The organism is Erwinia sp. AC075 (assembly GCF_979253995.1).
Genome location: NZ_CEEDEU010000001.1, coordinates 3,221,966 through 3,235,590, shown reverse-complemented (window position 1 = coordinate 3,235,590; position 13,625 = coordinate 3,221,966). Strand labels below are relative to the sequence as shown.

At 55.2% G+C, this 13,625-nt stretch carries 15 protein-coding genes; 9 read left to right on the top strand and 6 right to left on the bottom strand.

Annotated elements, in window-relative coordinates:
* The first annotated feature begins 28 nt into the window (after positions 1–28).
* On the top strand, positions 29–766 hold the full coding sequence (gene rlmB / locus AC0IXH_RS15325; protein ID WP_013200497.1) for a 23S rRNA (guanosine(2251)-2'-O)-methyltransferase RlmB: 738 nt from the start codon (positions 29–31) through the stop codon (positions 764–766).
* A 101-nt stretch (positions 767–867) separates the two neighbouring features.
* On the top strand, positions 868–2,496 hold the full coding sequence (locus AC0IXH_RS15320; protein ID WP_471720667.1) for an isovaleryl-CoA dehydrogenase: 1,629 nt from the start codon (positions 868–870) through the stop codon (positions 2,494–2,496).
* Here AC0IXH_RS15320 and bsmA read toward each other — a convergent pair.
* Together bsmA and AC0IXH_RS15310 are read right to left on the bottom strand one after the other, a co-directional pair.
* A complete protein-coding gene (gene bsmA / locus AC0IXH_RS15315; protein ID WP_471720666.1) occupies positions 2,473–2,796 on the bottom strand; it encodes a biofilm peroxide resistance protein BsmA in 324 nt (107 codons plus the stop codon). The two genes, AC0IXH_RS15320 and bsmA, sit on opposite strands and share 24 nt — an antisense overlap.
* Positions 2,797–2,850: 54 nt before the next feature.
* Positions 2,851–4,785, bottom strand: coding sequence for a methyl-accepting chemotaxis protein (locus tag AC0IXH_RS15310; protein ID WP_471720665.1), 1,935 nt, complete (start codon positions 4,783–4,785; stop codon positions 2,851–2,853).
* A 166-nt stretch (positions 4,786–4,951) separates the two neighbouring features.
* Here AC0IXH_RS15310 and yjfP point away from each other — a divergent pair, with 166 nt between their 5' ends.
* The gene (gene yjfP / locus AC0IXH_RS15305; protein ID WP_346566874.1) at positions 4,952–5,701 is read left to right on the top strand and encodes an esterase; all 750 of its coding nucleotides are present in this window, start codon (positions 4,952–4,954) and stop codon (positions 5,699–5,701) included.
* Positions 5,702–5,736: 35 nt separating this feature from the next.
* Here yjfP and AC0IXH_RS15300 read toward each other — a convergent pair whose 3' ends face one another.
* Positions 5,737–5,946, bottom strand: coding sequence for a hypothetical protein (locus AC0IXH_RS15300; RefSeq protein WP_041691874.1), 210 nt, complete (start codon positions 5,944–5,946; stop codon positions 5,737–5,739).
* A 366-nt stretch (positions 5,947–6,312) separates the two neighbouring features.
* Here AC0IXH_RS15300 and rpsF point away from each other — a divergent pair, with 366 nt between their 5' ends.
* Genes rpsF through rplI form a run of 4 tightly spaced genes read left to right on the top strand, consistent with a single transcriptional unit; the run spans position 6,313 to position 7,758 of the window.
* The gene (rpsF, locus tag AC0IXH_RS15295; protein ID WP_013200501.1) at positions 6,313–6,708 is read left to right on the top strand and encodes a 30S ribosomal protein S6; all 396 of its coding nucleotides are present in this window, start codon (positions 6,313–6,315) and stop codon (positions 6,706–6,708) included.
* 6 nt (positions 6,709–6,714) lie between these two features.
* Positions 6,715–7,032, top strand: coding sequence for a primosomal replication protein N (priB, locus tag AC0IXH_RS15290; protein ID WP_071822094.1), 318 nt, complete (start codon positions 6,715–6,717; stop codon positions 7,030–7,032).
* Between the two features lie 4 nt (positions 7,033–7,036).
* Positions 7,037–7,264 (top strand): 30S ribosomal protein S18, encoded by a 228-nt coding sequence (gene rpsR, locus AC0IXH_RS15285; protein ID WP_004392491.1) that lies wholly within the window; start codon positions 7,037–7,039, stop codon positions 7,262–7,264.
* Positions 7,265–7,305: 41 nt separating this feature from the next.
* Positions 7,306–7,758 carry a 50S ribosomal protein L9 gene (gene rplI, locus AC0IXH_RS15280; protein WP_013200502.1) on the top strand — a complete coding sequence of 151 codons (453 nt, stop codon included), beginning with the start codon at positions 7,306–7,308 and terminating at the stop codon, positions 7,756–7,758.
* 65 nt (positions 7,759–7,823) lie between these two features.
* Here the strand turns inward: rplI and AC0IXH_RS15275 are convergent, their stop codons facing one another.
* Positions 7,824–8,378 (bottom strand): LysM-like peptidoglycan-binding domain-containing protein, encoded by a 555-nt coding sequence (locus tag AC0IXH_RS15275; protein WP_013200503.1) that lies wholly within the window; start codon positions 8,376–8,378, stop codon positions 7,824–7,826.
* A 300-nt stretch (positions 8,379–8,678) separates the two neighbouring features.
* Between AC0IXH_RS15275 and fklB the strand changes: the two genes are divergently transcribed.
* Positions 8,679–9,299, top strand: a complete 621-nt coding sequence (fklB, locus tag AC0IXH_RS15270; protein WP_013200504.1) for an FKBP-type peptidyl-prolyl cis-trans isomerase — start codon at positions 8,679–8,681, stop codon at positions 9,297–9,299.
* 34 nt (positions 9,300–9,333) lie between these two features.
* Here fklB and AC0IXH_RS15265 read toward each other — a convergent pair whose 3' ends face one another.
* Positions 9,334–11,274: a bifunctional 2',3'-cyclic-nucleotide 2'-phosphodiesterase/3'-nucleotidase gene (locus tag AC0IXH_RS15265; protein ID WP_471720664.1), complete on the bottom strand. Its 1,941-nt coding sequence runs from the start codon at positions 11,272–11,274 to the stop codon at positions 9,334–9,336.
* A 344-nt stretch (positions 11,275–11,618) separates the two neighbouring features.
* Here AC0IXH_RS15265 and cysQ point away from each other — a divergent pair, with 344 nt between their 5' ends.
* On the top strand, positions 11,619–12,359 hold the full coding sequence (cysQ, locus tag AC0IXH_RS15260) for a 3'(2'),5'-bisphosphate nucleotidase CysQ (protein WP_013200506.1): 741 nt from the start codon (positions 11,619–11,621) through the stop codon (positions 12,357–12,359).
* Between the two features lie 529 nt (positions 12,360–12,888).
* On the opposite strand, the gene AC0IXH_RS15255 is transcribed toward cysQ, so the two are convergent.
* The gene (locus AC0IXH_RS15255) at positions 12,889–13,446 is read right to left on the bottom strand and encodes a YtfJ family protein (RefSeq protein WP_471720663.1); all 558 of its coding nucleotides are present in this window, start codon (positions 13,444–13,446) and stop codon (positions 12,889–12,891) included.
* Positions 13,447–13,625: the final 179 nt, after the last annotated feature.

The following is a 13,625-nucleotide window of genomic DNA, read 5'->3' as shown; positions in this document are numbered from 1 at the left end:
CTAACAAGATTAATTGAGTAACAGATTAATGAGTGAAATTGTATTTGGTATTCACGCCGTAAAGGCGCTGCTCGACAGCAGTCCTCAGCGCTTTCAGGAAGTGTTTATCCTCAAAGGGCGTGATGACAAGCGCCTGCAGCCGCTGGTTAAAGAGCTGGAAGCCCAGGGTATTGTGGTGCAGATCGCTAATCGCCAGTGGCTGGACAGCCAGGTTGAAGGCGGCGTGCATCAGGGGATCGTGGCGCGGGTGAAGCCTGGCCGTCAGTATCAGGAAAGCGACCTGCCCGATCTGCTGGAAAGCCTGGACTCGCCGTTCCTGCTGATCCTTGATGGCATTACCGATCCGCATAACCTCGGTGCCTGCCTGCGCAGCGCCGATGCGGCGGGCGTTCACGCGGTGATTGTTCCGCGCGATCGTTCAGCGCAGCTGAATGCCACTGCCAAAAAAGTGGCAAGCGGTGCGGCAGAGCATGTACCGCTGATCACCGTGACGAACCTGGCCCGCACCATGCGCGTTCTGCAGGATGCTAACGTGTGGATTGTCGGTACCGCCGGTGAAGCCGATCACAATCTGTACCAGAGCAAAATGACCGGCCCGATGGCGCTGGTGATGGGTGCAGAAGGTGAGGGCATGCGTCGCCTGACCCGCGAGCACTGCGATGAGCTGATCAGCATTCCGATGTCTGGCAGCGTGTCGTCGCTGAACGTTTCTGTGGCAACCGGCGTTTGCCTGTTCGAAGCGGTGCGTCAGCGCAGCAGTAAGTAATCTCTCCGGGGCGTGACCTGCGCCCCGAATTTCCCTTCTTTATCCCCCCAGTTCCTGTCTGTCTCTCATACTGAATGAGTGCTAATGATAAGGATGCCGCGATGAACTGGAAAACGCATACCGTTTTTAATCAACCTCTCCCTCTGGCGAACAGCAACCTGTTTCTTTCTGACTCCCCTCTGCGTGATGCCGTGCTTCGTGAAGGCGCGGGTTGGGATGGCGATCTTTTGGCTTCGGTGGGGCAGCAGTTGGGCAGTGCCGAATCACTGGAACTGGGCCGGCTGGCCAACAGCTCTCCGCCCGAACTGCTGCGTTACGATCCCTGCGGCGAACGGCTGGATGATGTGCGCTTCCACCCGGCCTGGCATCTGCTGATGCAGGGGTTGACGGCCAATCGCGTGCATAACCTTCCCTGGCTGGATAACGCCCCGGAGACGGCTTTCGTTGCCCGTGCGGCGCGCTTTATGCTGCACGCCCAGGTCGAATCGGGCAGCCTCTGTCCGGTTACCATGACCTTCGGTGCCATTCCGGTATTACAGAAACACCTGCCAGCGGCCTTTGCCGACTGGCTGCCGCCCTTACTGTCCGATCGTTATGATGCGCACATCAAAGAGGCGCCGCTGAAAAGAGGGCTGCTGATCGGCATGGGAATGACCGAAAAACAGGGCGGCACCGATGTGCTCAGCAATACCACGCGCGCTGAGCCCGTCGCCTCACGCGGGAGTGGAGAATGCTATCGACTCACCGGCCATAAATGGTTTTTCTCGGTGCCGCAAAGCGACGCGCATCTGATTCTGGCGCAGGCAAAAGGCGGGCTATCCTGCTTTTTCCTGCCGCGACTGCTACCGGGTGGCGAGAAAAATGCGGTGCATATCGAACGGCTGAAAGAAAAGCTCGGCAATCGCTCCAATGCCAGCAGTGAAGTGGAATTTTTGGCCGCCAGCGGCTGGTTGATTGGTGAAGAGGGCGAAGGCATCAGGCAGATCCTGAAAATGGGCGGCTATACCCGTTTTGACTGCGCGTTAGGCAGCCACGCCATGATGCGCCGCGCCTTCTCGGTCGCGCTGTATCACGCGCATCATCGTCAGGTGTTGGGGAAAAACCTCGTTGATCAACCGCTTATGCGGCAGCTGTTAGCTTCCCAGGCGCTGGTGCTGGAAGGACAAACGGCGATGCTGATGCGGCTGGCGCGGGCCTGGTCCCATCAAGCCACGGCGTCGGAGAAACTTTTCAGCCGGCTTTTTACGCCCGCCGCCAAATATGTCGTCTGCAAACGCGGCATCGGCTTTGTGGCCGAGTCGATGGAAGTGCTCGGCGGTATTGGCTATTGCGAAGAGAGCGAGCTACCGCGCATCTACCGTGAAATGCCGGTGAACAGCATCTGGGAAGGATCGGGAAACGTGATGTGCCTTGATGTGCTCAGGGTGCTGAGCAAACAGCCTGGTGTCCGGGAGATGCTGTCAGCAGAATTCGACGCGGTGAAAGGGCAGAACCGCCACTTCGACAGCTTATGGCGTCAGATCAAGCTTGCTGCCGGCAAACCGCAGGAAGCGCAGGCACGTAACCTGACTGAAGGCTTATTCGCGCTGGCCTGCGGTGTACAGGTGATGACCCAGCTGGAACCTGCACTGGCGGATGCCTGGTGCCGCCAGATGCTGGATCGCAGAGGGTTTTCCCGGCTGCCCGAAACGGTGGCGGAACGGCTGTTATTGCGCGCCAGCGGCGGCTGAAGGGCCATAAAGGATCGCGCTGGAGTACCAGAGCCCAGGCATTATCGTCTCACTGACCAGCTGGATATAGTAATAGGTTGCCCCCGCTGCATTGGCCTTCGCGGCAATCGCGCGTTGCGCATCATCCGGGGAACCGCGCTCATTGACGCTGATGGTGCCGATCTTTCGCAGATTAAGGCTTTGCGAGCGCGTGACTTCCTGCGCGTGTGAAGTGGGCGGGGGTGGCGGTTTAGGTTGGGTTTGTAACTGGCTACAGCCAACGGTCAGCAAAACCAAAAGGATTGTCAGTAACCGGCTCATAGTGCGATCTCAGCAGTGGGATAGCTCATAGTGTAAGCTATCCCACCGTGATTATTAGCCTTTCAGCGTAAATACACTCACCAGCTGAGTCAGATGGTGCCCTTTGCGGCTCAGTTCGTGGGCGGTCTGTTCAGAGGTCGACACCAGCTCGGTGTTCTGGTGCGTCGCCTGACCGATCTGGTTCATGGCAATGTTGACCTGACCAATTCCGGCGGACTGCTCTTTCGAGGCGATATTAATCTCACTCATCAGCACCTTCACCTGACCAATGCGACCCACGATATCCTCCATCGCCTTGCGCGTCTGCTCGGAAAGATCGTGCCCCTGAACCACTTTGCTTAGCGAGTTTTCAATCAGTCCGTCGATCTCTTTCGCCGCATGCGCACTGCGTTGTGCCAGCGCACGCACTTCGGCCGCCACCACCGCAAAACCTTTGCCATGCTCACCCGCCCGTGCCGCTTCCACCGCCGCGTTCAGCGCCAGGATATTGGTCTGGAAGGCAATCGATTCAATCACGTGGGTGATGTCGGCAATGCTCTGCGAGGCGCTTTTAATATCCGTCATAGTGACCACGGAGCGCGATACGGTCTCGCCGCCGTTTTGCACCACCGCAGAGGCTTCATCTACCAGCGTCAGCGCCTCAGAGACGTTAGCGGCGTTCTGCGCCACGGTCGCACTTAACTGCTCCATGCTGGCAGAGGTTTCTTCCACGCTGCTGGCCTGGCGGGAGATCTGCTCGCTGATGTTCTCACTGCTCAGCGCAATGGCATCCGTCCCGCTGCTGATCTCTTCTGCGGCTGCGCGGACCTGCGAAACAATCCGCTCCAGCCCGTCGCCAATGCCATTGATGGCCAGGATCAGCTGACCGACTTCATCATGGCGTTGGGTGGTCAGCGTCGCCTGCAGGTTGCCTGCCGAGTAATGACGTGCCAGTTCGATCACTTCCTGCAGCGGCTTGCTCAGCCAGTGGCGGGTAGTGATGACGAAGCCGAGGGCAAACAGCAGCACCAGTGCAGCACCGATCAGCAGGAACAGATCGCGGGTCTGGTCAATCGGCGCCAGCAGGCTGGCCTTGTTCACTTCGCCGAGGATCACCCAGTTCCACTCCGGCAGATGGCGCCAGGTCATGATCTGGCGGCTGCCATCTTCGCCTTCCGCTTCCAGCATGCCCTTGTCCTGCCTCAACAGCTGCTGCTGAACCGCGTCTGACCAACGTGGCTGCTTGCCTTCCTCCGTTGGGTGGAACACGAAGTTGCCGTGATTTTTACCGGCCGCATTGTCCAGCACCACAAAATGGCCGGTTTCGCCCAGTTTCTTGGCGAGCACCTTCTGGCGAATTTCGGCATACTGCTTGGTGATGTCCACGCCGACAAACAGGATGGCAATAACCTTGCCTTCGCTGTCTTTGACCGGCTGATACTGGGTGATATAGCGCTTGCCGAACAGCATGCTCACGCCCTGATAAATTTCTCCTTTCTGCATCAGTTTCCAGGCCGGGCTGGTGTGATCCAGGCGGGTGCCAATCGCCCGTTCGCCGTCCTGCTTGCGCAGAGACGTGGAAATACGCATAAAGTCGTCGCCCATGCGCACAAAAATGGTGGAGATGGCGCCGGTACGCTGCTGGAAGTCATCAACCAGCACCTGATCGAGGTTAAGGGTTTTCAGCCCGGCGCGTAACGTGGGGGTCTGTTCCGCGCCAATGGTGATTTGCTGGCTGTCGTCCACGGAAAAACGCTTCGGTAAGAAGCTCTGGAACAGCGCGGTATAATTGGCGACTTCTTCGCTAAGCGTACTGTCAAACATCGACGCCATATCGCCAATGCCGCTGACCTGGTTATCCATATTTTCCTGGGTCAACGCCTGCAGCTGTTTTGCCGCATTATGGGTCAGCGCCAGCGTCAGGATCAGGAACAATATGGCGACACTGAATGAGGTGATCACCGAGAGCTTGACGCCAAGGCTCCAGCGCCTGAATGAGAGTTTTTTCATGGGAGGCCTGTTGAAGGTTTAAGGGGCTTGCATCGGTTAACGGCAACAGACCTGAAACATTTAGTTTTTAATTTTGTGAGCAGGCTAACGGTTTAGATAATAAACTCAAATTCCATCGCAATCCGCTGGCGCCCTGTCAGTCCACCCTGTTTTCCATGGAGGCTTAATGATTGAGATTGCTACCGAATCTTTTGCCGGCATCGACTGTTTGCACGCCACGCCAGCCGGTAAACGCCACACGCCCTTACCGACCATTTTGTTCTGGCATGGCTTCACCTCTTCCAAAGAGGTGTACGCCTATTTTGCCGTTGAGCTGGCTCAGGCCGGTTTCCGGGTGGTGATGCCGGATGCCGATATGCACGGCGCGCGATATAACGGCGACACGGAATTCCGGCTGACCCGTTTTTGGGAGATCCTGAAAAGCAATATTGATGAGGTGCCACGGATTGAGGCGGCATTACGCGAGCAGCATCTGGTAGAAGAGGGCCGGTTTGCGGTGGCTGGCGCCTCGATGGGCGGCATGACCGCGCTGGGATCGATGGCCCGTTACGACCAGATTGCCTGCGTCGCCTGTATGATGGGATCGGGCTACTTTATGTCGTTGTCGCACACGCTGTTCCCGCCGCTGGTGGCCAAAACCGCTGAGCAGAAAAAGGAACTGGCAGACCGACTGGCGCCGTTAGCGGAGTATGACGTCAGCGGGCAGCTGGAAAAACTGGCTAACCGACCGTTGCTGGTCTGGCATGGCGAAGCGGATGAGGTGGTGCCTGCCGCAGAGAGCGTCAGGTTAGAAAAAGCGATGCGCGAAGCGAAGCTCGATGCGAATCTGACGTATATCGTCGAAAGCGGCATCGGGCATCGCATCACTCCGCCAGCACTGACAGCGATAGCGGCGTTTTTTAAGCATCATTTATAAGGCAAGTCCCCGGGGAAGCCCGGGACCCTTCGCCGCTACAACTGTTTGGACAGTCGCTCTGCTGCGGTAGTTGGGGCTTTATGCGATGTTTTGTCTAACGGAGAAGGTATCCGGTTAATATAGACATAACTGTTCGCCGCATTGCTGGTGTAGCTTTTCACCTGCTGCTCGGTGCCGGTCGAAATGGCAAAGGCGGATGTGGAAAGGAAGAGACCTAGTAAGGAGGCGATTGCGATGGTTTTCATAATAACTCCACAATCTGGTAATACCGTCTGACGCGGACGTCAGGGTCGTGTCATAAGCAACCTGTATAGTTTAGCCCACCGCGACTTAAAAGGTATTAGTAATTCTTGCTGTTTTAGATCAACTTTTTTGAACGACTTTTCGGTTAAGCTGATGATCTTATTCAGTTAGCACAGAATGCCCCTGTGCCTGGCCGCGAAATTGACAAATTATTTACTCCCCGCCCCGACATTACCTTGAGTTTTTCCGGCCCCGCCAGTATGATTACGCGTCAATTTTTTCAGCCGCTCAAACATACACGTTCCTTGCTTCCATGGGCCGCGGCTGACCCTGACAGGAGGCTGAATAATCCGTAAGGAGCAAATTCGATGCGTCATTACGAAATCGTATTTATGGTACACCCTGACCAGAGCGAACAGGTTCCTGGCATGATCGAGCGTTACACTGGTGCTATCACTGGTGCAGAAGGCACGATTCACCGTCTGGAAGACTGGGGCCGTCGTCAGCTGGCTTACCCGATCAACAAACTGCACAAAGCACATTACGTTCTGCTGAACGTAGAAGCTCCGCAGGAAGTGATCGATGAGCTGGAAACTAACTTCCGCTTCAACGACGCCGTTATCCGCAGCATGGTTATGCGCGTTAAGCACGCGGTAACTGAAGCATCTCCGATGGTTAAAGCGAAAGATGAGCGTCGTGATCGTCGCGAAGATTTTGCTAACGAAACCTCTGATGATGCAGATGCTGGGGATTCTGAAGAGTAATTTACCGTGACGGCTAATCGGCTGACGTTGTCTGGCACCGTGTGCAAGACACCGACGCGTAAAGTGAGCCCGTCAGGTATTCCACATTGCCAGTTCGTGCTTGAGCACCGTTCCGAGCAGGTGGAAGCCGGTTTTACCCGGCAAGCCTGGTGTCGTATGCCCGTCATTATTAGCGGCAAAGCGCATCAGCACATTACTCAAAGTATAACGGTCGGCACGCCTCTCACCGTTTCAGGTTTCATTAGCAGCCATCAAGGGCGTAATGGACTGAATAAGACGGTGTTGCATGCCGAGCAGATTGAATTGATAGATTCTGGAGACTAGCCTAATGGCACGTTATTTCCGTCGTCGCAAGTTCTGCCGTTTCACCGCGGAAGGCGTTGTAGAGATTGATTACAAAGATATCGCTACGCTGAAAAACTACGTTACCGAAAGTGGTAAAATTGTCCCGAGCCGTATTACCGGTACTCGTGCAAAATACCAGCGTCAGCTGGCCCGCTGCATCAAGCGCGCTCGCTACTTGTCCCTGCTGCCATACACTGATCGTCATCAGTAATATCGGCCGCTGTCTATTAACGACTTTAAGAGGATAAGGTAATGCAAGTTATTCTGCTTGATAAAGTAGCAAACCTCGGTAACCTGGGTGACCAGGTTAACGTTAAAGCGGGCTACGCTCGTAACTTCCTGGTACCACAGGGCAAAGCTGTTCCTGCTACCAAGAAAAACGTTGAGTTCTTCGAAACACGTCGTGCAGAACTGGAAGCTAAACAAGCTGACGTTCTGGCTGCATCTAATGCACGTGCTGAGAAAATCAACGCACTGGGCAACGTTACCATCGCGTCTAAAGCAGGCGACGAAGGTAAACTGTTCGGTTCCATCGGTGCTCGCGACATCGCTGATGCAGTTACTGCAGCTGGCGTTGAAGTGAACAAGAGCGAAGTTCGCCTGGCGAACGGCGTTCTGCGTACTACCGGTGAGCATGAAGTTGAGTTCCAGGTTCACAGCGATGTGCTGGCAAAACTGATTGTAAACGTGGTTTCAGCAGCTTAATCGCTAACGCTACCGCATAAAAACGCCGGCCACGTGCCGGCGTTTTTGTTTTTTTCGATCGGGCTTTATTGCGCGCGAATAAAGGATCCGTCTGGCTGGCGGGTAAACAAAATCTGCCCGTTATCCGTATCTACCGTTAATCCATTCACCACGCCCTGCGCATTCTGACGCACACGCACTGCCTGACCGGTTTTCAGATTACTCAGCGGCTTATCGTCGCCTTCCACCCGCGCCATCGCGAACACATCATTCACGGCTAAATTATTGTCGCGGAACAGCTGCGCCAGCGTCTGGCCGGATGCGATTTGATAGCTGTGCCAGGTGCCCTGAGAATCATTGCTGGTTTTCGCCGGCGCCTGAGGCGTTTCCGGCTGCTGGTCGTTAATCTCCGCCTGCATCGGCACCTCTGTTCCGGACGACGAGTCAGCCGTGATGGGCCTTTGCGGCTGCACAGGCGAGGGCGCTGGCCAGAGGAACGCCAGTAATATCACAATGATAGCGAGAATGATCCCCCGACGATGGCCCGGCGGCAGCGGGTCCATCCAGCGGACGGAATCCGGCAGGTGCCAGATCTGGCGGAAGACGTGGGGTACTCGTGATGCTGAAGACGCTTTGGGCATTGCGTCATCCTCCTGGCGCGAACCACGCGCAAATAGTGAGCTTTTTGCTATCCGGTGAAACCACCCGTTTAGAGAAAGCGACTGGCTTTTCCTTCGCCTGCGGGCAAGATGGCCCATTTTGACCTCGACTAAAATATAGCTGATAACGCATTGTGCGTGCGGAGTTTATTCCGCCCGTGGGATCCGCGTATTGTTTCCTTTTAGCCAGCAAAAGTCACCTGAAGAAGATGCCATTTTACGCCCGTTGCCTGCGCTGTTATGCTTCGTCTTCTGTTTTTATCAATGATGAAAGGAAATTCCATGACTACCCCTTCTTTTGACAGCGTAGAAGCGCAAGCAAGTTACGGTATCGGTTTACAGGTTGGCCAGCAGCTGCTGGAATCTGGACTGCAGGGTCTGCAGCCAGAAGCATTGCTGGCAGGCCTGCGCGATGCGCTGGAAGGGAACGCCCCTGCTGTACCTGTTGACGTTGTTCACCGTGCGCTGCGTGAAGTTCATGAGCGTGCTGATGCCGTGCGTCGTGAGCGCCAGCAGGAAATGGCAGTAGAAGGTCAGAAATTCCTGCAAGACAATATCAAGCGTGAAGGCGTGAGCAGCACCGAGTCTGGTTTACAGTTCAGCGTGATTGCGCAGGGCGAGGGTGCTATCCCATCCCGTCAGGATCGCGTACGCGTGCATTACACCGGTAAACTGATCGACGGCAGCGTGTTCGACAGCTCTGTACAGCGTGGCGAGCCGGCTGAGTTCCCGGTTAGCGGTGTTATCCCAGGCTGGATTGAAGCGCTGACGCTGATGCCAGTTGGCTCCAAGTGGGAGCTGGTGATCCCTCATGAGCTGGCTTACGGTGAGCGTGGTGCGGGTGCCTCTATCCCGCCATTCAGCACCCTGGTGTTTGAAGTTGAGTTGTTAGAAATCCTGTAAGATTTCGGGCCAGGGACGCCTGGCCCTCTCATCATTATTTCTGCAAATCTAGCTGATAAACGGCAAATCCCACCTCATCAGTCCCTTTTTGCTGTAACGGATACTGCGCGTGCTCGCGAATAAACTGAGCGGCTTTCTCACCTGGTGAGGTTTCAAAGCGAATATCCAGCGGCGTGGCACCCTCAATGTGCGCCAGCTTCCAGTTATTATCCGCCTGCGGTTTCACTTCTCCCTGTGCTTTGGTCTGCGCGCTGATATACGCCGCCACTACCGAGCGGTTCTCATCCGGCGAGGCAAAGGCAATATGACTTTCACCGGTTCCGGCGAACTTACCGCCATACGCGCGGTAGTTATTGGTGGCCACCAGGAACGTCGCCTGTGGATCGATGGCTTTGCCGTTGTAGGTCAGATCTTTGATACGTGAGGCATTGGCATTGAGCGGCTGACACTCGGCGTCGTATTTCGCCGGTTGGGTGACATCAATGCGGTAATTAACGCCATCAATTACATCAAAGTTGTAGGTACGGAAATCCCAGTTAATCAGCGACTGCGGCTTGCTGCTGTGGATATCAATCTGATTGAACTGGCCAGCGGAGCACTCCAGCCACTCTTTAACCTCTTTACCACTGACTTTCATCACGACCAGCGTATTGGGATAGAGATACAGGTCGGCCGCATTACGGAAGGTCAGCTGTCCTTTTTCCACTTCGACATAACTGGCGGGATCGTTCTTGCGTCCACCGGCCTTGAACGGCGCGGCTGCCGTCAGTACTGGCAGGTTAGCCAGATCCGGATCGCCCTGAATATAGCGCTGCACGTAGTCGCGCTGGGCGTTATTCACAATCTGTACGGTCGGATCGTCCTGCACCAGTGACAGATAGCTGTACATCACATCCGCCGACTTGCCGATGGGCTTGCTGACAAACTCGCGGGTGGCATCATGATCGTGCTTCATCACCTTCAGCAAGGCCTGATCTTCCGCCGCCAGCGATTTTTTCGCTGTCTTGTCGTAAATCGGGCGCGCTTCGGCCTTCGCGCTGCTGACCTGCCAGTGCCCCTGCTGATTATCCAGCACCAGATCGACCACACCGAGGTGATCGCCCCACATGCCGGGCATGACGGCCGGAATGCCGTTCAGCGTCCCCTGTTTGATGTCAGCGCCTTTAATGCTGGCAAAGTCGGCGCTCGGGAACACCGCATGCGCATGACCAAACAGGATTGCATCAATCCCCGGCACCTGGCTGAGGTAATAGACGGAGTTTTCGGCCATCGCCTTATACGGATCGCCAGACAGCCCGGAGTGCGGAATCGCGACGACCAGATCGGCACCGGCTTTGCGCATTTCCGGCACCCACTTGCGGGCGGTTTCGGTAATGTCATTCACCGTGACTTTGCCGGTCAGATTGGTTTTGTCCCAGACCATAATTTGCGGCGGCACAAAACCGATATAGCCGACCTTCAGCGTATGTTTTTTCCCGTCACGGTCCGTGACCTCGACCTCCTTAATCAAATAAGGGGTGAACAGCGGCTTGCCGGTTTTGACATCAATGATGTTGGCGTTGATATACGGGAACCGCGCGCCGCTAATCGCTTTATGCAGGTAGTCCAGGCCATAGTTGAATTCGTGGTTGCCAAGGTTGCCGACGGTATAATCGAGGGTATTCATCGCTTTATACACCGGATGCACTTCACCCTGCTGCAGGCCTTTGGCCGCCATATAATCGCCAAGCGGACTTCCCTGAATAATATCGCCGTTGTCGACCAGCACGCTGTTGGTCACTTCTTTGCGCGCGGCGTCAATCAGCGTAGCGGTTCGCACCAGGCCAAATTTCTCCGTGGGCGTGTCTTTGTAATAGTCAAAGTCCATCATATTGCTGTGCAGATCGGTGGTTTCCAGCAGGCGAAAATCCACCGTGGCCGCATGCAGTGAGGTCGCAACCAGCAATGCTGCGAGGGTATAAACAGGCTTAATCATCATTTCTCCGTAAATTTCGATGCCATCACTCCCTAACATCTCAAATTTTTATGAAACTGTTACGTTGTGTCTCACATAACTGTGATCTGCCACAAATATTTACCTCTTATGACCCTGGCGGGATAAACAGGGGGTTCCGCGAGAGAAAATGAATTATGCTGTTGATAAATAAGGTCAACTTTTTACCTAATCTGTCGAAATCAGCGGGCCTGGCCCGCAGCGCGACAGGCGGCTAAAATTCAGCTGCTATGATCAGTAGAGGTTTTTAGCTGTAAAAAAGGCGGCCTGATACGTAACACCTGCCGGCAGAGTCCGGCATCAAGATGCTAATCAAGAGGTGGAAAATGTTAGACAAAATTTGCCAGCTGGCCAGGGAAGCAGGCGATGCAATCATGAAGGTGTATGACGGACAGGCACCGATGGATGTGGCTCACAAGTCCGATGATTCGCCGGTGACGGCGGCGGATATTGCAGCTCATAACGTGATTGTTCAGGGGCTGACCGACCTCTCCCCGGAAATCCCGATACTGTCGGAAGAAGATCCGGCAGGTTGGGAGGAGCGTCAGCACTGGCAGCGTTACTGGCTGGTGGATCCGCTGGACGGCACCAAGGAATTCATTAAGCGCAACGGCGAGTTTACCGTCAACATCGCGCTAATCGAAAACGGCAAGCCGGTGCTGGGTGTGGTGTACGCGCCGGTGCTGCAGGTAATGTATTCCGCAGCAGACGGTAAGGCATGGAAAGACGAGGGCGGTCATCACGAGCAGATTCAGGTGCGTGAAGCGCATCCGCCTCTGGTGGTCGTCAGCCGCTCCCACTCAGACACCGAGCTGGAAGACTATTTAAGCCAGTTGGGTGAGCACCAGACCACGGCCATCGGCTCCTCGCTGAAGTTCTGCCTGGTGGCAGAAGGCAAAGCGCAGCTTTATCCACGCTTCGGACCAACCAATATCTGGGACACCGGCGCAGGTCACGCGGTCGCCATCGCTGCCGGTGCTTACGTGCATGACTGGAAGGGCAAAACACTCGACTACACGCCGCGTGAATCCTTCCTCAACCCAGGCTTCCGCGTTTCGCTGTTCTGATTCGTGTTTGGATAGGCATGTCGTCTGGATGTTCTGGCGGTAGGTTCAGCTGAGTTTGTCGCAGGGAGATAGCAAGTCGTCTGTGGAAACTTGTGGCAAGCTCAGGGAGAGAAGGTTGAACGCAAAGACGCCGTAAACCCATCCCTGGGGGCTCAGCGGCGACATCCCTGTCGCCGAAGACTCGCTATCAACCTTCTCTCCCTTCCCCAAAGCTTCAGCGTTGCCTGTTCTTATCGGGCAACAGACTTCAAAACCCACCCAACAACCTGCTTTTGACGTGTGCGTCCACCAAGCCACTCAACGACACCAATGCTATTGGGTGGCGGCATAGAGCGCGTTAGCCGGGTGTCTGCGGCAGGGATGCCGCAGCCAAGCCTCCAGGGATGGATTTACGGCGTCCCGGATAACGCGCTCTATGCTGACGCCTTACCACCAGAGCGGCCTTTGACCTGTGTGACCACCAAACCCACCCAACGACGCCTTACCACTCGAGCAGCCTTTGACCCAACTCCAACCTGGATACCGCGCCTCACTCCAGTAACTTATGTACCAGTGCCACCACGTTCTTCACTTCATCCTGCGTCAGCGCACCGTCTTTGGCGAAGCGTACCTTGCCGTCTTTATCCAACACCACAATCGCCGATCCGGCATCATCCAACTGCCAGGCCTTTTTGGCCACGCCGTTGCTGTCGACGATGAACTGCGACCACGGAAACTGCTTCCTGTTGTTCTCGATGCTGCTGCGAACGAACATCCCGGTGCCGGGGATCGCATCGTCGGTGTTGACGATGGTGGTGGTCTGATAACGATCATGCGGAAACTTCGCCGACTTAATGGCTTCAATCAACGCCGCATTCTTCTCCTTGGAAGAAGAGCGCCCGGCAATATGCTGGATCACCCGCACCTTGCCCGGCAGCTTTGCACTGTTCCAGTTCTGATAACTGAAATCATCCTGCTTCAACACCAGCTCACCTTTATCCGTGATGCCCACGGCAGGCACGCGTTGCCCTTCTGCAAAACCATGTGCGCCGGCAAATGAGGAGAAACACAGCGCGATAAGAACAAAAAATAAGCGAACGGTATTCATGGACTCGACCTTTTGATGTGATCCGACCAGTTAGTCATGTTCCTGCAATAATAAGCGCAGAAGATGCTGCTGTCGCATCGGAATAACATCTTTGCAACACACAGCACAAATCCCTTTCAATTGAAGGTTTATACTGTTTCGACATAACCAGCAGGCAGTCTGTACTGTCATGATGTGTA